The organism is Nocardioides cremeus (assembly GCF_030518195.1).
Classification (GTDB): Bacteria; Actinomycetota; Actinomycetes; order Propionibacteriales; family Nocardioidaceae; genus Nocardioides; species Nocardioides cremeus.
In genome coordinates this window covers 257,685-276,707 of record NZ_JAULSC010000004.1, presented here as the reverse complement: position 1 = coordinate 276,707, position 19,023 = coordinate 257,685, and the positions used below count along the sequence as shown (strand labels likewise).

Here is a 19,023-nt window from a genome sequence, read left to right as displayed (position 1 = left end):
CCGCAGGCTCCATTCGACCCTGGGAAACATCCCGCCCGTCGAGTACGAGCAAGCCCACTACGCTGCTCTCAACCGAGAGCCGCACCCCGTATAGGAACGGCCGAGAACCTGGGGCGCTTCACCGGGCCTCCTCGGGCCAACCGGGCATCATCTGCTTGGGACGTCCGAGGTCGGTGATGGCGAAGGAGATGTCGATGTCCTTCTCGGCCTGCTCGACGACACGGACGGCGCACACCGACCACGAGTAGGCGTCGAGACCGACGATGAGGGAGCCGCGCACGGCGTCCTCGATGTCGGTGCCCTTGAGCAGCACATCGAGGTTGTTGGTGTCCATCCACACCAGTTGTCCCGGACGGGTGGGGACGTTGATGGAGAACCCCCCGTCGGGTGCACTGGTGGCGCTGGCGCGGGTGCGGGCCTTCCCGGTGAGTTGGCTGTCGGTGTAGCGGTCCCGGAGCCAGCGACGCCACGTGCTCTCGGAGGGGAGGTTCTCCTCGGTCCAGTCCTTGCCGAAGCGCAACCGGGCACGGCGCTGCACTTCGACCCACAGGGTGGACTTGGTGACGGTGGACTTGCCGCGCTGGTTCTCCACCACGTCCTCGGTGATTTCGGCGATGACCTCGGGCATGCGGTAGCGACCCGGTGAGCGGCGGTGCTTGCGACCGTCGACGGCACCTTCGAACGCGATGCCAAGTTCGATGCGGCGGGCAAGGCGGCGCATGGTGCCGACGCTCATCTTCTCGCCGAGCAAGGCGTACGCCTCGTGGTCAAGTTCCTCGGCCTTGGCCTTGTACCGGTCCTTGAGCCACCGGCTGGGGTCATACTGGGGCTTGGGTTCGCCGGGCAGCGCCATGTTGGGCTCTCCGGAGCGGTAGCCGGTGAGGACCTCGTTGACGTGTGCGATGCGGCGCAAGACCAGTGCCCGCTCGGTCTCGGGCAGGTACTTCACCAAGTCAACCGGGGCAGGGCGCTGGCCTCGGATGCTCAGGCCGGGGTGCTCAACGAGGTCTTCGAGGCTCATCTTGGTGAGCACGCCATCGGCGTCCACGATGGTGACGGAGCCTTCGATGATGTCGGCCTCGTGCATCTGGTGCCACTGGCCGTGCAGATAGAACTCCGCGCCCGGCGCGGGACGGAACCCGGCGGTCACGAGCGGACCTCCCGTCCGGGGAGCGCGACCAGCGAATGGTCTTCGAGGGGCACCGCGAGGTCGATGCTGACCTGCCGCTCCCAGATGAGCCGCTGCAGCACGGCGCGACCCATGATGGGTGAGGACAGGGCAGCGCACACGTCGGCGAAGGGCGTCGGTCCCCGGCGGTCGAGGAAGTCGAGGATGTCGTCGGTGTAACCGAGATGGTCGGGGGTGTCGCTGTGCGCGGAGATGGTGTCGATGATGGTGAACGCCGGGGTCGGGTAGCCGACGACCAGGGCGTGGTCCCAACCCCTGCTCATCGCCAGTTCCCCGACGGCGGTGCAGTCGTCGAGAAGCGGGTCCCGGACTAGGTGAGCGGGCCGCGTGTTGACGATGACGATGTTGCCGTCGGTGACGACGAGGAAGTCGGGGGTGTGGTTGCGTTCGCGGACGCCGTCGTGCCACGTCAGGGTGAATGGTTGGCTGTAGATGTTGCTGGCTCCGTGGAAGTCCAGCGCGCACAACAACTTGCGCTCGAAGAGCGACTCGTGGGCGTGCAACCGTCCGGTGGCTTCCATGAACCGAAGTCCGGCGCGGGCGGTCTTGTTCTTGTGCCACGAGTTCACCCGGATGGGGTCACCGGCGAACAGGTCAGCCTCGCCAACACTGGCGGCAGAGGCGGTGTAGTCGTTCTTGCCGTGGCGGTAAGTCACCAACCAGCGGTGGGTCCAGCCGGGCGTGAGCGCGGCTGCCAGTGCGGGTGAGGGTGGCGGCACGTCGCGGCGGATGGTGAGGTCGTGCCAGCCTGCGTCGGCGGACCAGACCGGCGGACCGGCGGGCGGGGCCTTGTAGCGGCTGAGCGGTGCGTGGCGGCGCGTCGTGTCGCGCAGGGCAGGGCTAGGGCTTGTGATGGACACCGGTGCTCCAACGGCAGGGACGGACAGGGTGCGCGTAACCCCGCCGTGAAGCAGGGTCAGGCGCGGGTTCTGTGGGTCCTGGTCGCTGTCGGTGTCGGCACTGTCATCACTCCGGTCTGGGTCGTCGGCCCGGCTCCTGTCGTCGAACTTGTGTTCGATTTCGGTCAGGGTAGCGTCCGGGCCGCTGGTGCTGTCAAGAGTGCTGTCATCGAGATTCCGCGCGGTCCACTCGATGGTCCCCCCGGCGGAGGAGTGGATGGTCGTGTGGCCGGTCGAGTCGGTCCTAGGGGGGATAGCGGCTGGGCGGCGCGGGCCGGTGAGGGCGGGGTGTTCGTTCGTCATGGTGGGTTCTCGTGAGCCGTTGGGACGCCGGTGGGCGTGGACGGCGGTGGCTTTCTGCGTGTGGCGGGCTGGGTGGCTGGCTGGCTGGAACTGGCTTAGTGGTCGAGCAGGTGCAGGAGGTCGCGTTCGAGGACGGACTCCCACTAGCCGTCCGGGGTGTAGAGCCGGGCGTTGGCGAGGTCATCGAGTGGGAGGTAGCGCACTCCCTCGAAGGTGTCGGGCCACAACCGTGCTCCATCGGCGAGGACGCTGGTGATGTCGCCGGTCAGATGCTCGTCACTGAGCCGGGCGTAGTGGACGAGGTCGAGGAAGACGCCGTGCTTGGTGCCCCAGCCGAGGACGGTCAGTTCGTCGCCGTCGGCGTTGAAGTAGTCGAGCGGGTCGAGTGCGAAGGCGTCCGTGGTCGGCAGCATGGCGAAGTAGACCGCCAACAGGTGGCCGAGCCGGAACCGAAGCCAACCGGCAGGGCCGGGCGTGGGGCAAGTGGCGATGAGTTGGGCGACATAGTCGCCGCGCTGAGCGTCATTGAGGTCGTGCACCTCGCCAGTGACGGCCCTCAGGACCTCGCACACTATGGCGTCGGTGATGAGATTTTCGACGAGGCCCCGGCTGAACGTCGGACGGAACAGTCGCAGTTCGGTCAGCATCTCGGCGTGCTGGCTCGCCGGACGGTCCGCGACGTGGGTCGCGACCTTGGCGTCTTCGGCGCTGATGTCAGCGGCGTACTGGTTAACCCAATAGGTCAGGGACTCGGCGGCATTGTTGTAGCCGTCGGTGTTGAAAACGGGTCCGGCGAACTGAATCGCGCAAGCGAGGTCAATGGGCGAGTCGGTGAATCGGGCGGCGGCAGGAATGTTCATGCCTCAAATCCTGAGGCTGTTTCCGTCCAGCTTCGATCCGCGAAATATGCCCTGTAGAGGCGCGCCGTGGCATTTGCTGCCCCGGCATATTTCGCCTATTGGCAGAACCGTTCCCCTGGTGCATGTGGCTGTAGACGCTCCGTCCAGCCGGACGGGTGAGAGCGGGTCGGGTTTCGCCGTGGCATGCGACGCCTCGGCATATTTTGCCGATTGACAGCGGAGCAAACCGGGAGGCGGGGTCCCCGGTGCCGGATCACGTGTCCGGCCATTCCCACCAGTCCGGTGCACTGATTCGCTTCTCGGCGACATCGAGAAACATTTGCACTTCGTGTTCCGGCGGAAGTGCGTCAGGAAGAATTCGCATCAACGTAGCGATGTCAGCGGTCGTGAGATTTGCTCGACCGCACAGCCGCGCGTTCCACCTCTTTTGCGTGTCCGGTCGAGGGTCCAGCGCCGCCAGTTGTTCTTGCGTCATCATCTTGTCGCCGTCCTCGCCGTACTGGGCGAGGTTCTTGGCGGTGCGAACGTAGACGCAGATGGCGTTTTGCCATACGGCGGCGCGGAACTTCGCCACCTCGACGCGGTCGTTGCCTCTCGGCGGCAGCCACTCGCGCTTCTTCACATTCAGTTGGCCGAAAGCGTCGGGCGGATTGCACCACTTCTGAGGCCCGGTGGGCTGCTTGGTTCGACGGGGCGCGCCTGTTGTCGTCACAGCCGCCGACCTTAGATGTTGACAGCACGTATGTGGCTGCTTATGGGCGTGTGGGTCGGCGCGCATTGACCAACTCCGGTTCGTAAAGCGCCAGCGCGCGGTTGGCTGCTCACCGACAGCACCTGCGACCACGACTTGCATCCGGGACCTAGGTACAGGTTTACGCTCGGGACATCACCGAACCACTGTCCGTCCTCGACGTCGGCGGCGTCGCGGTTGCACCTACCGCCAGCCCGGTGGGGTAGACAGCGCGGCCCCTGAGCCCGTGGCTAGACCCCGGAGCGCAAGCCGCACTGTGGCCCGAGCCGCCTGTCAGCACGGCTCGGGCCACCCCGGCCACCCGACCAGCCGGTGCGCCAGCCAACATCGCACCGACCGGACCAGCGTCGACAGCATCCGGCCATGCGATTCCAAGCGCAAGGGCCCATGGCCCGACCGGCACCAAAACGCGGCCATTCGGGAACCTGCCAAGCGTCCCGAGCCAAAACGCGTCCGAGTGCCGTGCCGATAGGAAACACGCAGCGCCGAGGCACCCCTGCGCGAACCGCTGCACCCGACGGCTACACCCCGCTAGGGTCGCCTGACCAGCATCAAGCGACCCACCCGAACCGTCGATAAGCCAGACGCGAGACCATACGAACAGCAAGCCCGACCGAGACGAGGGGCCATCAGATGACACGCGACGAGCAGGCGATGAGCCGCTTCGACGCGACCGTCTGGGATCTCGCCCAGACCGGCGACCTATCGCCGCTGGGTGACATCGTCCGGTCCGCCCAGGGCAAGCCTCAGGAGCACACCGTCTTCGAGACGCTCATCGTCGAAGACGCGAACCCCATCGAGGCGATCCGCCCGGCCAAGGACGGGCACTGCACCATCAAGTCCCTCGGTGCCGTCACCGTCATGCACGTCAACGACCACCGTGGCCCCTTCACCGTCAGCGCATGGCCCACCGCCTACGACGGCGTCTTCCACCTCGTCGGCGGCGTGCCCGCCGCCGACCCCCGCTGGAGCACCGTGGGCGGCTGGATCAGCAACGCGGCCCCCAACGTGGTCCGCTGCTTCCTCGACCACGACGACTTCACCGACATCGGCACCGCCCTGTCCGAACACGCCGAAGTCGAAGTCCAACGCCTCACCGGTCGGATGCGCACCGGGCACTCCTCCTACGGGCGGTCCTTCCCGGCACTCGCAGGCGACGACCTGCGCCCCGACCACCACGAAATCATCGGCGAGGCCGAACGGCACGGCGCAGCCGTCCGCACCATGCACCTTCACGTCGGCAACGTGGTCGACGTGGCAATCCGCCGCCAAGCCGGAGCCACCCTCGTCCACGGCGACTTCGACGTGTTCGAATCCAGCATCCTCAACCGGCTCGCCCTCGCCGCCCACAACCGACGCGAACTCATGTCGAACCGCCAGCGCGTGGTCAACCAGGCACCCAAGCGGCCCATCCAGATCCGGCTCGCCAGCCCCACCTTCCTCGACGCCCAGGCCACCGGCGAGGTCCTCAAAGAACTCGACATCGCCGCCAACCACGTCGCCTACGCCGTCATGCACCGCAACCCCTACCTGCACGTGGCACTGACCGACGAAACCGACGGCTCCAACTACGACCTGTTCATCACCCGGCCCGACACCATCGAACTTCACCCCGGCTTTCGTGCCAGCCTCGGCTCCCTCACTCGCCTCTCACAGGTCCTCGGCGACCGCTTCGAGGCCGTCGCGCTCGGCGAAGAGCCCGCCCCCGGACCCCTGTCCTTCTACGACCTCGTCGACTCCTACGCGGACTGACACAAGCGATCAGACGGGTCACACGGTCAATGTCGAAGAATCCGGAGGATCCGCGCGCCGCCGTGCAACGGCTCATGCGCGAGTACGAGACCTACGACCAAGCAGTCGACGTCGTCTCGGCCTTCGAGTTCCTCTTCACTCTTCCCAAAGACATGGCCGCCACCGTCCAACACTTCGAACGGTTCCCCAAGATCCCCACCGGTGCATCCGACCCGGACACACCCGACCTCACCGTCCTCTTCACCGACGGCACCGCCCTTGTCGGCGAAGTCGCCCGACTCTCATTGCAGCCGAAGAGCGTGGACTCCGCCTGCGACCAACTACTGCGCTACAACAACCTCACGAGGGTGCACGACGCCGCAGGGTTCGCCAACGTCACCGACGTCGACGTCGTGTTGTTCGTGCCGCTCGACATCGGCCCCGACGCCGTCGACCGCATCATCTACGAGCGCATGCTCGACTCGACCCACCCCTACAAGCCCTCGAAGGCACCCTGCATCGTCCAGTTCGCCCGTGACCCCGACCGGTACATGTTCCAGCGAATCAACGACGCCAAGAACGGCAGCATCGACGGCCACGGGCGCGAACCTCACTTGGGCGCTCGCATCCGCAAGATCAACGTCCCGGCCTCCGGCTTCACCGCCATCAAAGCCACATCAAAGTTCATGAACGACCCCATCAAGCCGCTCTACCTCGCCGTCATCCTCTACACGCAGGTCTGGCCCACCGAACAGAAGGGCAAGGTCGCAGAGACCCGCGTGACCCCCGCAGAAACTGCCCGGACCCTGCAGAAGTTGTACCGGGCAGGAACGGCCAACGATGTCCGCAGCACCATGGCGCTACTGATCTCCGCCGGGCTCGCCGTGGACAACAAGGACGGCACCTACACCGTCGCGAAGTCACCGCGCGCCAAGGGCGAACACGACCTTGCCCGGATCATCGCCCAACGCTCAGCCGACCGAGCAAAGCCACTCGTGCGACCCTCGCGTACCGCCGCCACTGCGCTCTCAAACCAACTCGCCCTCTTCGACTGACCGTGATACACAAGGGAGGACCGTTGCGCTGGTGGCGGACCCGCGAACCGACCGCTGCTCAACTGAAGTGACCAACACGGCCAAGCACTGCTCAACTAAAGTGACCAAGAAGCGCAGTGGTGCTCATGTGTGATGACAAGCCGCTGCGCACAGTGACCACCCGTCCGCTCATCGCGGCAGCCGCGCTGCTCAACTGAAGTGAAAGGTCACACCCGGCTCACTTGAGCAGCTTGCTCATCCGCCGGTCGGCCAGCGGCTTGCCGCCGGTCTGGCAGGTGGGGCAGTACTGCAGGCTCGAGTCGGCGAACGAGACCTCGCGCACCGTGTCTCCGCAGACGGGGCACGCCTGACCGGTGCGCCCGTGCACCGCGAGGTTCGTCTTCTTCTCGCTCTTCAGCTCGCTGGCCGCCAGCCCCCGGGAGCGGTCGACCGCGGCGCCGAGGGTCTCGCGCAGGGCGTCGTAGAGGACGGTGAGCTCGTCGTCGTCGAGCGAGGAGGCCGGCTTGTACGGCGACATCCGCGCCGCGTGCAGGATCTCGTCGGAGTAGGCGTTGCCGATGCCGGCGATGGTGCCCTGGTGGCGCAGCACCCCCTTGAGCTGCTTGCGGCCCTCGGCCTGCAGGATCTCGCCGAGCCGCTCGCGGGTGAAGTCCTCGCTGAGCGGGTCGGGGCCCAGGCTGGCGATGCCGGGCACCTCCTGCGGGTCGCGCACTACGTACATCGCCAGGCTCTTGCGGGTGCCGGCCTCGGTGACGTCGAGGCCGGTCTCGTCGTCGAGCACGATGCGGGCGGCGATCGTCGACTTCGGGCTGGGCTTCGGCGGGGTGGCCGGCACCTCGTCGCGCCAGCGCACCCAGCCGGCCCGGGCCAGGTGCATCACCAGGTGGGTGCCCGACAGGTCGATGTCGAGGAACTTGCCGTGGCGGGAGACGCCGTCGACCAGCACGCCCTCGAGCGCGCCCAGCGGCGGGTCGAAGGTCTTCAGCGCGCTGAACTGCGCGAGGTGGACCTTGGTGAACGCACGCCCGGCCAGCCGGCCCCCCAGGTCGAGGGCCAGCGCCTCCACCTCGGGCAGCTCCGGCACGCCCCCACTCTAGGACGCGGGCCGGAGGCAGGTGGGGCTACGACTCGCTAGCGATGTATGCCGCGAGGACTAGAGATCCCGATACCGTCCGATCGTGGACCCCGTGCGCAACCCCTACGCCCCCGGCGCCGGCCAGCGACCGCCCGAGCTGGCCGGCCGTGACGAGCAGCTGCGCGCCTTCGACGTCGTGCTCGAGCGGGTCGCCCGCGGGCGACCCGAGCGCTCGCTGGTGCTGACCGGGCTGCGCGGGGTCGGCAAGACGGTGCTGCTCAACGCGCTGCGTTCGGCCGCCGTACGCCGCGGCTGGGGCACCGGCAAGCTCGAGGCGCGCCCCGACCAGGGGCTGCGGCGTCCGCTGTCGAGCGCGCTGCACCAGGCGATCCGCGAGCTGGGCCACCCCGAGCAGGACCAGGTCGACCAGGTGCTCGCGGTGCTGCGCGCCTTCGCGCAGCGCGAGGCCGGCGCCGACGCCAAGCTCAAGGACCGGTGGAGCCCGGGCATCGACGTGCCCGCCGCCCGGGGCCGCGCCGACTCCGGCGACATCGAGATCGACCTCGTCGAGCTGCTCACCGACGTGGGCGGCCTGGCCTCCGACGTCGGCAAGGGCGTGGGTGTCTTCATCGACGAGATGCAGGACCTCGGGCCCGCCGACGTCTCGGCGCTCTGCGCGGCCTGCCACGAGATCAGCCAGTCGGGCCTGCCGTTGATCGTCGTCGGCGCGGGCCTGCCGCACCTGCCCGCGGTGCTCAGCGCCAGCAAGTCGTACTCCGAGCGGCTCTTCAGCTACCAGCGCATCGACCGGCTCTCCCGCGACGCCGCCGACCGGGCGCTGTGCGCGCCGGCCGCCGAGGAGGACGCCGAGTTCACCGACGACGGCCTGGCCGCGATGTACGCCGCCACCGGCGGCTACCCCTACTTCATCCAGGCCTACGGCAAGGCGGTCTGGGACCACGCGCCCCGCTCGCCGATCAGCGCCGACGACGTCGCCGTGGCCGCGCCCGAGGCCGAGCGCGAGCTGGCCGTCGGCTTCTTCGGCTCCCGCTACGAGCGCGCGACGCCGGGGGAGCGCGACTACCTCTGCGCGATGGCCGACGCCGCCGCCGACCTCGGCGAGGACCCGGTCGGCGCGGTCGCCACCGCCGACGTCGCCGCCGTGCTGGGCAAGAAGCCCCAGTCGCTCTCTCCGGCCCGCGACGCCCTGCTCAAGAAGGGGCTCATCTACTCCGGCGAACGCGGCCGGATTGCCTTCACCGTCCCCCACTTCGGCCGCTACCTGCGCGACCACGCCGACCCGGCCTGAATCTCCCATCCACCCGGCCCGTACTTCGCGCCCACCCGGCCCGTACTTCGCGCTGACCCGGCCCGGATCTCCCGCTGAGGGCACGGGGGTCGTGGTCCGGGTCGTGGTCCGGGTCGTGGGTCGAGTGGTGGTCCGTGGACGCGCCCTGACGCGTCCCTGGGCACACGACCCAAGCCACGACCCAAGCCACGACCCAAGCCACGACCCAGACCACGACCCGAGCCACGACCCGCACCCCTCCGGGGGAGTGGGCGCCGGAGGTGCCGTGGCAGCGTCGGGGACATGACCTCCCACGACCCCGCCGACCACTCCATGGGCCCCACCGACGACGCCCGGCGCCACGAGCCCGACCGGGGCGCGGGGCTGGCCGACCAGGAGGCCGAGCCGACCGTGGAGCTGCAGCGGGTGCTGCGCAGCGTCGGGGACGAGCTGTCCGGGCGGCCCGAGGACGAGGTGCTCGCCGAGCTGCACCGGCGCCTGCCCGAGGGGTCGCGACCGCCCGAGGCCAACCTGCGTGCCGCGGCCACCGCGATCAGCGAGGGGCGGCGCGAGGACGGCAGCCGCTGACTCGTGCTCGCCCCATCGGGCGAGGTGCGCCATGATCGCCGCATGAGGCCGCAGGTCCTTGCCCACCGTGGCGCCAGCCACGACCACGCCGAGCACACGCTGGGGGCCTACATCGCCGCGCTCGACGACGGCGCCCAGGGTCTCGAGTGCGACGTGCGGCTGACCGCCGACGGACACCTGGTCTGCGTGCACGACCGCGACCTGCGGCGTACGGCGGCCACGCGCGGCACCGTGTCGACGATGGACCTGGCCGACCTCTCCGAGCTCGACTTCGCCACCTGGAAGCACCCGTGGGCCGAGCTCGACGACGAGCGCCCCGACGTCGACGAGGAGCACGGCAAGGTCCTGACCCTGCGCAAGCTCTTCGAGGTCGCCGCCGACTACGACCGCCGCGTCGAGCTCGCGGTCGAGACCAAGCACCCCACCCGCTACGGCGGGCTCGTCGAGCAGCGGGTCGTCGAGCTGCTCGACGACTTCGGCTGGACCGCCCCCGGTGGGCCCGCACGGGTGATGAGCTTCTCGTGGCAGGCCCTGCGCCGCGTACGCCGCCGCGCCCCCGACGTGCGGGTGGTCCAGCTGGTCGACCAGATGGCCGCCTGGCCGCTGGTGCGCCGCAGCGTGGGCCGCGACTGGATCCTGGGCCCGGGCATCCAGGAGCTGCGCGAGCACCCGCGCACCGCGCGCCGCATCGCCGACAGCGGCCACGAGGTGCACGTGTGGACCGTCAACACCCGCAGCGACCTCGAGCTGTGCCTCGAGCTGGGCGTCAGCGCCGTGATCAGCGACCGGCCGGCCTACGTGTTGCAGCTGCTCGACGACCTCGGGGTCCACTAGCCGTCCGCGGGCCCGGTAGGTTCACGCCCATGGCGAAGAAGTCCCGCACCAAGGCCCGCGACCAGCGCTCGACCGAGTCCACCCCCGGCGAGGTCGGCCCCCGCCAGCCCTGCCCCTGCGGCTCGGGCAAGCGCTACAAGGCCTGCCACGGCGCGCCCGGCGGCGGCGCCGACGCGTTCGTGAACCGTCCTTTCGAGGGCCTGCCCTCCGAGTGCGACATCATCGCGCTGCGCGAGCTGGTGCCCGCCGGCACCGCCCCGCTGACCCTCGACCCCTCGGTGGAGGGCTCCGACCGCAAGGTCACCCTCTGCTCGCTGCTGCCGATGGCGGCGCCCGCGATGGTGCGCGAGAGCGGCGAGATCTGGCTGGGCCTGCAGGTCCAGCACTCCTTCGGCGACCCCGCCCGCGACCTGGGTGCCGTGCTGACGAAGGCGCTGGCCGCCGCGGAGGCCGGCGAGACCGGCGTGGTGGGCCTCACCGACGCCCCCGGCGCCGGTCCCCGGCTCCAGGACCTGGTGACCGGCGACGAGCTCGACGTCACCGTCCACGAGGGCTTCGACTACTGGATCGCCGACGTCGAGGACAAGGACTCGATGGCCGGCGCGCTCGACCAGGCCAACGAGGCGGCCTACCCGACGGCCCGGCTGACCCAGGTGGAGGCGGCGTACTGGACCAACGTCGGCACCAAGGAGCACCTGCGCTGGGTGATGCCCGAGCCCGAGGACCAGCTGCTCGACGCCCTGGCCCGCCTGCACGCCGCCGGCAAGGACGACATCGCCCCCGGCTCGCGGCTGGTCGGCATGTTCCGCGCCCACGGACTGCTGGCCCCGGTGTGGGACCTGCCGGTCGGCACCGGCCCCGAGGCGCTCGAGGACCCGGCCGCGCAGTTCGCCGCCGACCTGGCCGCCGCGCTGGCCGACGAGTCGCCGCTGAGCGCCGAGGAGCGCGCCGCGCGCTCCGGGCTGGCGAACCGCCAGGTCACCATCCGCTGACGGGTCAGGCCCGGCGCAGCACCCACGGCTGCAGCCGGGAGTAGCCCTTGACCGACGCCCGCTGCGGGCGCCGGAACGCGTACGACGCCCGGTCGCGCTCCGCGTCGAGCGCGACCAGGCGCTCGTGGGCGCGCTCGTCGACCAGCACCGTGCCGGGCCGGGCCAGCGAGGTCAGCCGGGCCGCGATGTTGACGGTGGGGCCCAGCACGTCGCCCAGGCGCAGCACCACGTCGCCGTAGGCGACCCCGGCGCGCACCGCGGGGAACCCATCGTCGGGGTCGTCGCCGCGGCGCAGCATCTCGAGGGCGATCTCGGCGGCGGTGGCGACGTCGTCGGCGACCAGGAGCACCTCGTCGCCGATGTTCTTGATGACCCGCCCGCCGCGCTCGACGACGACGCTGCTCGAGACGTGCTCGAACTCCTCGATCCAGGCCACCAGCTCGGCCTCGCGCAGCGACTTGGAGCGCGAGGTGAAGCCGACGATGTCGACGAAGCAGACCGCCTGCGGCAGCACCGTCTCACCGGGCGCGTCGGGGCCCGCGCTGGCCGCCTGGTCGCTGAGCGCCAGCAGCCGGCTCGACGCGCCGGCCAGGTGCCGCTTCCACGCGTAGGTCTGCAGTTGCTCGACGCGCGGCAGCACCTCGGCGACCAGCGCCGCCATCGCCTCCACCGTGCCAGCGGGGTCGGCAGGGTCACCGTCGGCACCGGCCTCACCGGCGGCGTGCTCGGCCGCGACCCGGGCCAGCAGCGTGGTCTGCCACTCGGCCAGGCGGGCGAAGGAGCGACCCCAGGTGCGCACCAGCGCGGCCTGCGAGTCCTGGCCCAGGACCCCCAGCCCGGTCAGCTCGGCGCTCAGGCGCAGCGCCTCGACGTCGGCCTCGGTGAACGCGACGTCGTCGTCGGCGGTCTCGGCGAAGCCCAGCAGCCGCCACAGCTCGCGGGCCAGCTCGAGGGGCACGCCGGCCCGCTCGCTGACCTCGATGCGGGTCAGGTGCGGGGCGTGGCCGAGCAGCAGCTGCTCGACGCGGTCGGCCGAGACCCCAGCCGAGACCCCCGTCGAGACCCCGGCCGGGGCTCCCGCCGGACCGTCGCCGGGCGGCGTACCGCCTCGCCCGGGCCCGGGCCCCTCGGGACCAGACGCCTCGGCCACCGGCTCAGGGGTGCTTCGCGCGGTCGGCCTCGAACCGCTCCTTGGCGACGTTGTCGAGCGCCTCGCCGAAGCTCGGCAGCTCGACGGCGAGCTTGTTGAGCGCCTCGGCGGTGAAGTGGATCAGCTCGAGCGGGCTGAGCGCCACGATGCTGGCGGTGCGCAGCGAGTGGTTGACGATCGCGGCCTCGCCCATGATGTCGCCGGGGCCGAGCTGGGCGATCTCCTCGCCGTGCTGGCGCACCGAGACGGTGCCCGACAAGATGATGTAGGCCTTGTCGGCGCCGGTGCGCTCCGAGATGGGCGCCCAGCCCTCGGGCAGGGTCACGCGGGTTCCTGCGGAGGAGATCTTGGCGATCTCCTCGGGGGTGAACGCACTGAAGAACGAGCCGGCCACGGGCACAACCTTTCGGGGTTCGGGGTCCCTCCCGCCGTGATCCTCGCGGACCCGTTGCGGGCTGGCAACCACCCGTCGCGAGCGTCACAGGGGCTCAGGTGGTGAAGGAACTGGCGCCGGCTCGCGCGGAACTGGCGCCGGCTCGCGCGGAACTGGCGCCGGCTCGCGCGGAACTGGCGCCGGCTCGGGGGTCAGAGCGGGTCGCGCACGATCGGGCAGCTCATGCACCGCGGGCCGCCCCGGCCCGAGCCGAGCTCGGAGCCGGCGATGCGGACCACCTCGATGCCGGCCTCCTCGAGCCGGTCGTTGGTCTCGTCGTTGCGCTCGTAGGCCACCGCCACCCGCGGCGCGAGGGCCAGGGTGTTGTTGCCGTCGTCCCACTGCTCGCGCTCGGCGGTGACCGGGTCGAGGCCGGTGTCGATGTGGTGCAGCTCGTCGATGCCCATCGCCTTGGCCGCGGCGACCAGGAACGGCTCGGCGCCCGAGACGTCGAGGCGCAGGGTGGACTCGTCGTCGGTGTCCTCGACCAGGGTGACGGTGTAGGCCTGCAGCGAGTCGGCGACGTTGGGGTACATCACGACCTTGTCGACGTCGACCAGCGTGCAGATCGTGTCGAGGTGCATGGTGGCCCGCTCCTGGGTGATCGGCACCGCCAGCACGGTGCGCGCGAGCCCCGCGTGGAAGACCTGGCGGGCGAAGCGCTCGACGCCGGCCGGGGTGGTGCGCTCGCCGACACCGACGGCGATGACGCCGGGGGCCAGCAGCAGCACGTCGCCGCCCTCGACGTGCTCGGAGTGCCAGCCGTGGATCTTGCGGGTGCCGCGGAAGCGCGGGTGCTCGGTGTAGATCAGCTCGGTCAGCTGGGTCTCGCGGGTGCGCGCGGGCATCGCCAGCGACGTCACCGCCACCCGGTCGCGCACCCACACGCTGGAGTCGCGGGTGAACAGCAGGTTGGGCAGCGGGTCGACCAGGAAGTCGTAGGGCGAGAGCAGCGAGGTGACCAGGCCGAAGCCGCCGCGCACCTCGTCGTTGCGGATGCCGGCCGTCAGGTACGACGTGAGCTCCTCGGGGCCGGCGTCCTTCAGGAACCGGCCCAGGTAGCTGCGCAGCGTGTCGCCGAGGTGCAGCCCCGACAGCGCGGCGGTGATGGCGTGGTTGCGCGCCATCTCGTCCTGCAGCGTCTCGGTCAGCAGCTCGGTCAGGTAGAGCACCTCGACGTCGCGGGCGCGCAGCGCGTCGGCGAAGGCGTCGTGCTCCTCCTGGGCGCGGGCCACCCACGGGATGCCGTCGAAGAGCAGGCGGTCGTTGTTGCGCGGGGTCAGCCGCTTCAGCTCGTTGCCGGGCCGGTGCAGCATGACGGTGCGCAGCCGGCCGACCTCGCTGTCGGCGCCGTGCGTGGGTCGGTCGGCGCTCGGGTGCGGGCTCGCAGTCATGGGCCACACCCTAGTGCCGTGGCCGGGCGGGGCGTCAGGCCAGGAGCTCGTACGTCGTCAGGGTGGCCAGCGCCAGGCAGACGCTCGCCCCGCCCCACATCAGCACGTGCACCGGCACCCGCCGGGTCAGCGCCCGGCCGACCAGCACCGCCAGGGCGCTGACCGTCAGCAGTGCGGCCAGGGCGCCCACGAAGACCGGCAGCACGGCGTCGAAGCGCGCGACCAGGGTGATGGTGAGCAGCTGGGACAGGTCGCCCCACTCGGCGGCGAAGAGCACCAGGAACGAGGCCAGCACCGCGCGCCAGCCGGTGGCCGGCGCGGCGCGCTCGAGGATCTCGGCGCCCTCGGACGCCTCGGCGTCGGCCTGACCGGTGTGGTCGGCACGGGCCTGGCGGGCCTCGCGCGCCAGCAGCGCGGCGCCGACCAGGAACATCACCGCGGCCAGCCCGCGCACCAGGTCGTCGGGCAGGAACGAGACCGCCCGGCCCAGCAGCACCGCCACGCCCGTCTGCACGGTGAAGGCCAGACCGACGCCGAGCCAGACCAGCAGCGGCCGGTAGCGGGTGCTGAGCACCAGCGTCGCCAGGAACGTCTTGTCGGGCAGCTCGACCAGGAAGATGGTGCCGAACGTGATGAGCAGGGCGCTCAGCTCCACCTGGGGTCCTCCTCGACCTGTCTCTCAGCGTGCGAACGGCCGATCTCCGGGCCGGTCACTCGCCCAGCGACCGGGCCGCGGCCTGCGCCTCGGCCAGCACGTCGCGCGCGGGGCGGCCCGTGGCCTGCGCCAGCGCCGCGACATCGTCCCACTCGGGCTGGGCGGTCACGACGTGGCCCCCGTGCCGCGAGACCTTGACCCGCACCTGCACCCCGTCGACCTCGACGGCCGCGACCTCGCGCTCGAGGGGCCGCTTGGTCACCGCGTGCTCGCGCAGCCCGATCGTGGAGGTCTGGGCGAAGACGACCGCCCGCACCCGCTCGGCCAGCCCCGGTCGCACCAGCACCGACAGGGTGTGGGCCGGGCGGCCCTTCTTCATCGTGATCGGGCTCAGCCACGCGTCGGCGGCACCCGCGGCCAGCAGCGCCTCCAGCACCCCGGGCCACAGCCGCGGGTCGAGGTCGTCGACGTTGGCCTCGACCACCAGCTCCTGCTCGGCGTCCTGGTGCTCGGCACCGCCCGGGGCAGCCCCGGCCAGCACCCGCACCACGTTGGCGTGCGTCCCGGGATCGCGCCCGCCCGCGCCGACCCCCACCGCGGCCACGGCCATGGCCGGCGGCGGGCCCCAGTCGTCGGCCAGGGCGACCAGCAGCGCCGCGCCGGTGGGCGTGCACAGCTCGGTCGGCGGCGCACCGGCCGGGCCCCCGTACGACGGGACCCCGCGCAGCAGCTCGACCACCGCCGGCACCGGAACCGGCAGCGAGCCGTGGGCGGCGTCGACGCGCCCCGAGCCGACGGCGACGGGGCTGACGACGACCGGGCCGCCGTGCAGGCCCAGCAGGTGGGTCAGGCCCGCGCAGACCCCGACGACGTCGGCGATCGAGTCGAGCGCGCCGACCTCGTGGAAGGCCACGTCGTCGGCCTCCTGGCCGTGCACGGCGGCCTCGGCCTCGGCCAGCCGGGCGAAGACGCCCAGCGCGGCGACGCGCACGCTCGCGTGCAGGTCGGCGGCGGCGAGCAGGCGGCGTACGTCGCGCCAGGTGCGGTGCGTGGAGCTGTCGGCGACCTCCACGTGGCAGCGGGTCGCGGCCAGGCCGGCGCGGTGGACGCCCTCGACCCGCAGCGTGACCGGCTCGGGCGAGACCGCGTCGACGGCGCCCTGCAGCACCTCCAGCGGCGCGCCGGCGCCGAGCAGGGCGCCCAGCAGCATGTCGCCGCTGGCGCCGGCGGTGGCGTCGACCCAGAGGCTCACGGCTGCTCCCGGGGCGGCTCGCCGGTGTCGCGTGGCCGGCTCTGGCGGGCGATCCGGGCGGCGAGCACGCCGGCGCCGTAGCCGTTGTCGATGTTGACCACCCCGATGCCGGGCGCGCAGCTGTTGAGCATGCCCAGCAGCGCCGAGACCCCGCCCAGCGAGGCGCCGTACCCGATGCTCGTCGGCACCGCGACCAGCGGCACGCCGACCAGCCCGCCGACGACCGACGGCAGCGCGCCCTCCATGCCGGCCACCACCACCAGCGCGTCGGCGGCCGCGAGCTCGTCGCGCACCGCGAGCAGGCGGTGCAGCCCCGCGACGCCGACGTCGTCGACGCGGCGGACACCCGCGCCGTGCGCGGCCACGCTCAGCGCGGCCTCAGCGGCGACCGGGGCGTCGGAGGTGCCGGCCGCCACGACCAGCACGAGCCCGTGCGGGGCGGGCAGCGGGCCCAGCGTGGCGGCCCGGGCGACCGGGTCGACCGTGGCCTCCGGCAGCTCTCGAGCCACCAGGTCGAGGGCCTCGGGGGCCAGCCTGGTCGCCAGCACCGCCCGGTCGGGGTGCTCGTGGTGCAGGGTGCGGAGCAGGGTGACCACCTGCTCGGGCCGCTTGCCCTGGCCGAGCACCACCTCGGGGTCGCCGGTGCGGGCGGCCCGGTCGACGTCGAGGCGGGCGAAGCCGAGGTCCTGGGTGCGGGGCTCGGTGGGGTCCACGGCGCCGAACCTACTCGTCTCGGCCTCGACTCGGTGTTGATGCAAGTTTCACGCTCCGGGGTTTCCGCTGACGGAGCCGGGGTATGGACCCCAGAACCGCCGTCGGCGGTCCACGGAGGACATGGGGGTCTGCTGGTGGAGCTCGACATCGCTCACGAGGTACGCCGCGTCTCGGCGAGCCTGCTCGCCTTCGACCGGTCGGCGCAGACGCTGACCTTCCGGCCCGTGGGCGCCACGCCCGTCGGCATCGCGGCCGACGAGCAGACGCTGCGCAACTGGCTGCAGTGCGCCCTGCTCAGCGTCGAGACGGTGCCGGGCAGCGCCCAGCCCCACGAGCGTGCCATCGAGGTGCTGCTGCGCCGGCTGCAGGAGCACCACGACCGCGGGCACGACCCGTTCGCCGACTACCGGGAGCGGCCGCGGGCGGCCCTGACGCCCTCGCTGCACGAGCCGGTCCGCCAGGTGCTGGTCTCCTAGCGCGGGCCGTGAGCCTGGCTACTCGGCGCGGAAGGCGTCGGCCGGGTAGGTGCCGATCAGCTTCACCTCGGTGGTGAAGAACGCCAGCTCCTCCAGCGCGCGGCGCAGCGGCGGGTCGTCGGGGTGGCCCTCGACCTCGGCCAGGAACTGGGTGGCGGTGAAGTGCCCGCCGACCATGTAGCTCTCGAGCTTGGTCATGTTGACGCCGTTGGTGGCGAACCCGCCGAGCGCCTTGTAGAGCGCGGCGGGCAGGTTGCGCACGTTGAAGACGAAGGTCGTGACCAGCGGCCCCGAGCCCTGCTCGGCGGGCTTCTCGTCGCGGGAGAGCACCACGAAGCGGGTGGTGTTGTGCTCCTCGTCCTCGACGTCCTCGGCGAGCACCTCGAGGCCGTAGATGCCTGCGGCGAGCGGCGGCGAGATCGCCGCCTGGGTCGGGTCGCCGGCCTCGGCGACCTCGCGGGCCGCCCCGGCGGTGTCGCCGGAGATCTGCGGCGACAGGCCGTGCTGGCGGATGATCCGGCGGCACTGGCCCAGGGCGTGCACGTGGCTGTGCACGGTGCGGATCGTGGTCAGGTCGGCGCCGGGCACCGCCATCAGGTGGAAGCGGATCCGCAGGAAGTGCTCGCCCACGATGTGCAGCGGCGAGGCCGGCAGGAAGTGGTGGATGTCGGCGACCCGGCCCGCGATCGAGTTGTCGATCGGGATCATCGCCAGGTCGGCCTCGCCGCCCTCGACGGCGGCGAACACGTCCTCGAAGGAGGCGCAGGCCATCGCCTCCCACTCGGGGTAGTGCTCCTGGCACACGATGTGGGAGTTCGCTCCTGGTTCGCCCTGGTAGGCGATGCGTCGCACGGTGGGCACGCGGTGAGTCTAGGGTCGGCCGGGTGCTCGCCCTCACCGTCGTCTCCCTGGTGGTCGCCCTGACCTCCCTCGCCCTCGCAGCCCACGCGCTGCGGCGTACGCCGCCCGGCTCCGCAGGAGGTGCCGACGCGCTGCCCGAGGACGTGGTCGGGCTGCGCCAGGAGGTCGCGGCGCTGCGCACCGAGGCCCGCGACGCGCTGCGCCACCTCGCGGTGGTGCGCTACGACGCCTTCGGCGACATGGGCGGGCACCTGTCGTGGTCGGTGGCGCTGCTCGACGACGCCGGCAACGGGATCGTGCTGACCTCGATCCACGGGCGCAGCGAGGCCCGCACCTACGCCAAGTCGGTCGCCGGCTGGACCTGCGACCAGCAGCTCTCCCCCGAGGAGGAGGAGGCGATCTCCGCCGCCCGGGGCTGAGGCCGTCGGCCCCGCCGGGTCGAGTGACCCCCCAGGCACCCCCTGGGCCGGCCTGGGCGTGCCTGGCGGGTCACTCGAACGGGTTCCCCGGGTACCCGGGGAAA

The 19,023-nt window shown here is 71.5% G+C and carries 20 protein-coding genes; 8 read left to right on the top strand and 12 right to left on the bottom strand.

The genetic code is table 11. From position 1 onward, the window contains the following. Nucleotides 1-118: 118 nt before the first annotated feature. The 4 genes from QWJ41_RS07020 to QWJ41_RS07005 all read right to left on the bottom strand — a co-directional run bounded on the left by QWJ41_RS07020 (nt 119) and on the right by QWJ41_RS07005 (nt 3,873). Nucleotides 119-1,150 (bottom strand): hypothetical protein, encoded by a 1,032-nt coding sequence (locus tag QWJ41_RS07020; protein ID WP_302706782.1) that lies wholly within the window; start codon nt 1,148-1,150, stop codon nt 119-121. Next, nucleotides 1,147-2,391, bottom strand: coding sequence for a hypothetical protein (locus tag QWJ41_RS07015; protein ID WP_302706780.1), 1,245 nt, complete (start codon nt 2,389-2,391; stop codon nt 1,147-1,149). The genes QWJ41_RS07020 and QWJ41_RS07015 overlap by 4 nt, the downstream gene beginning before the upstream one ends. A 143-nt stretch (nt 2,392-2,534) precedes the next feature. Continuing rightward, the gene (locus tag QWJ41_RS07010; protein WP_302706778.1) at nt 2,535-3,251 is read right to left on the bottom strand and encodes a hypothetical protein; all 717 of its coding nucleotides are present in this window, start codon (nt 3,249-3,251) and stop codon (nt 2,535-2,537) included. 253 nt (nt 3,252-3,504) lie between these two features. Then, complete coding sequence (locus tag QWJ41_RS07005; protein WP_302706776.1) at nt 3,505-3,873, bottom strand: hypothetical protein; 369 nt, start codon at nt 3,871-3,873, stop codon at nt 3,505-3,507. Between the two features lie 762 nt (nt 3,874-4,635). Here QWJ41_RS07005 and QWJ41_RS07000 point away from each other — a divergent pair. Then, complete coding sequence (locus tag QWJ41_RS07000) at nt 4,636-5,754, top strand: hypothetical protein (protein ID WP_302706774.1); 1,119 nt, start codon at nt 4,636-4,638, stop codon at nt 5,752-5,754. A 29-nt stretch (nt 5,755-5,783) separates the two neighbouring features. After that, the gene (locus QWJ41_RS06995; RefSeq protein WP_302706773.1) at nt 5,784-6,788 is read left to right on the top strand and encodes a hypothetical protein; all 1,005 of its coding nucleotides are present in this window, start codon (nt 5,784-5,786) and stop codon (nt 6,786-6,788) included. 217 nt (nt 6,789-7,005) lie between these two features. Here the strand turns inward: QWJ41_RS06995 and QWJ41_RS06990 are convergent, their stop codons facing one another. Further along, nucleotides 7,006-7,872, bottom strand: coding sequence for an Fpg/Nei family DNA glycosylase (locus QWJ41_RS06990; RefSeq protein WP_302706771.1), 867 nt, complete (start codon nt 7,870-7,872; stop codon nt 7,006-7,008). A gap of 94 nt (nt 7,873-7,966) precedes the next feature. Here QWJ41_RS06990 and QWJ41_RS06985 point away from each other — a divergent pair, with 94 nt between their 5' ends. From QWJ41_RS06985 to QWJ41_RS06970, 4 genes are all read left to right on the top strand, one after another. Continuing rightward, nucleotides 7,967-9,172 carry an ATP-binding protein gene (locus QWJ41_RS06985; protein WP_302706770.1) on the top strand — a complete coding sequence of 402 codons (1,206 nt, stop codon included), beginning with the start codon at nt 7,967-7,969 and terminating at the stop codon, nt 9,170-9,172. A gap of 282 nt (nt 9,173-9,454) precedes the next feature. Beyond that, nucleotides 9,455-9,739 (top strand): hypothetical protein, encoded by a 285-nt coding sequence (locus QWJ41_RS06980; RefSeq protein WP_302706769.1) that lies wholly within the window; start codon nt 9,455-9,457, stop codon nt 9,737-9,739. 42 nt (nt 9,740-9,781) lie between these two features. Then, the gene (locus QWJ41_RS06975; protein ID WP_302706767.1) at nt 9,782-10,573 is read left to right on the top strand and encodes a glycerophosphodiester phosphodiesterase; all 792 of its coding nucleotides are present in this window, start codon (nt 9,782-9,784) and stop codon (nt 10,571-10,573) included. Between the two features lie 29 nt (nt 10,574-10,602). Further along, nucleotides 10,603-11,565, top strand: coding sequence for a DUF5926 family protein (locus tag QWJ41_RS06970; protein ID WP_302706766.1), 963 nt, complete (start codon nt 10,603-10,605; stop codon nt 11,563-11,565). 4 nt (nt 11,566-11,569) lie between these two features. Here the strand turns inward: QWJ41_RS06970 and QWJ41_RS06965 are convergent, their stop codons facing one another. From QWJ41_RS06965 to larB, 6 genes are all read right to left on the bottom strand, one after another. Then, complete coding sequence (locus QWJ41_RS06965) at nt 11,570-12,715, bottom strand: adenylate/guanylate cyclase domain-containing protein (RefSeq protein WP_302706765.1); 1,146 nt, start codon at nt 12,713-12,715, stop codon at nt 11,570-11,572. 4 nt (nt 12,716-12,719) lie between these two features. Continuing rightward, the gene (locus tag QWJ41_RS06960) at nt 12,720-13,109 is read right to left on the bottom strand and encodes a cyclic nucleotide-binding domain-containing protein (protein WP_302706764.1); all 390 of its coding nucleotides are present in this window, start codon (nt 13,107-13,109) and stop codon (nt 12,720-12,722) included. A gap of 191 nt (nt 13,110-13,300) precedes the next feature. Further along, the gene (locus tag QWJ41_RS06955; protein ID WP_302706763.1) at nt 13,301-14,542 is read right to left on the bottom strand and encodes an arginine deiminase; all 1,242 of its coding nucleotides are present in this window, start codon (nt 14,540-14,542) and stop codon (nt 13,301-13,303) included. 34 nt (nt 14,543-14,576) lie between these two features. After that, complete coding sequence (locus tag QWJ41_RS06950; protein ID WP_302706762.1) at nt 14,577-15,197, bottom strand: TMEM165/GDT1 family protein; 621 nt, start codon at nt 15,195-15,197, stop codon at nt 14,577-14,579. A gap of 55 nt (nt 15,198-15,252) precedes the next feature. Beyond that, nucleotides 15,253-16,449, bottom strand: coding sequence for a nickel pincer cofactor biosynthesis protein LarC (gene larC, locus QWJ41_RS06945; protein WP_302706761.1), 1,197 nt, complete (start codon nt 16,447-16,449; stop codon nt 15,253-15,255). Then, entirely contained in the window at nt 16,446-17,162 is a 717-nt protein-coding gene (gene larB, locus QWJ41_RS06940; protein ID WP_302706760.1) for a nickel pincer cofactor biosynthesis protein LarB, read from the bottom strand. Before larB ends, larC begins: the two co-directional genes overlap by 4 nt. A 135-nt stretch (nt 17,163-17,297) precedes the next feature. On the opposite strand from larB, the gene QWJ41_RS06935 reads away from it, so the two are divergent. Then, entirely contained in the window at nt 17,298-17,639 is a 342-nt protein-coding gene (locus QWJ41_RS06935; protein WP_302706759.1) for a hypothetical protein, read from the top strand. Between the two features lie 18 nt (nt 17,640-17,657). Here the strand turns inward: QWJ41_RS06935 and QWJ41_RS06930 are convergent, their stop codons facing one another. Next, on the bottom strand, nt 17,658-18,500 hold the full coding sequence (locus QWJ41_RS06930; RefSeq protein WP_302706758.1) for a prephenate dehydratase: 843 nt from the start codon (nt 18,498-18,500) through the stop codon (nt 17,658-17,660). Between the two features lie 23 nt (nt 18,501-18,523). Here QWJ41_RS06930 and QWJ41_RS06925 point away from each other — a divergent pair, with 23 nt between their 5' ends. Beyond that, nucleotides 18,524-18,919 (top strand): DUF4446 family protein, encoded by a 396-nt coding sequence (locus QWJ41_RS06925; RefSeq protein WP_302706757.1) that lies wholly within the window; start codon nt 18,524-18,526, stop codon nt 18,917-18,919. The last annotated feature ends 104 nt before the right edge of the window (nt 18,920-19,023 follow it).

What these genes read in the sequence shown, in the direction of transcription:
- QWJ41_RS07000 (WP_302706774.1), top strand. Translation starts at nt 4,636, where the DNA reads ATGACACGCGACGAGCAGGCGATGAGCCGCTTCGACGCGACCGTCTGG.
- QWJ41_RS07015 (WP_302706780.1), bottom strand. Translation starts at nt 2,391, where the DNA reads ATGACGAACGAACACCCCGCCCTCACCGGCCCGCGCCGCCCAGCCGCT.
- QWJ41_RS06995 (WP_302706773.1), top strand. Translation starts at nt 5,784, where the DNA reads ATGTCGAAGAATCCGGAGGATCCGCGCGCCGCCGTGCAACGGCTCATG.
- QWJ41_RS06975 (WP_302706767.1), top strand. Translation starts at nt 9,782, where the DNA reads ATGAGGCCGCAGGTCCTTGCCCACCGTGGCGCCAGCCACGACCACGCC.
- QWJ41_RS06970 (WP_302706766.1), top strand. Translation starts at nt 10,603, where the DNA reads ATGGCGAAGAAGTCCCGCACCAAGGCCCGCGACCAGCGCTCGACCGAG.
- QWJ41_RS07010 (WP_302706778.1), bottom strand. Translation starts at nt 3,251, where the DNA reads ATGAACATTCCTGCCGCCGCCCGATTCACCGACTCGCCCATTGACCTC.
- QWJ41_RS06955 (WP_302706763.1), bottom strand. Translation starts at nt 14,542, where the DNA reads ATGACTGCGAGCCCGCACCCGAGCGCCGACCGACCCACGCACGGCGCC.
- QWJ41_RS06980 (WP_302706769.1), top strand. Translation starts at nt 9,455, where the DNA reads ATGACCTCCCACGACCCCGCCGACCACTCCATGGGCCCCACCGACGAC.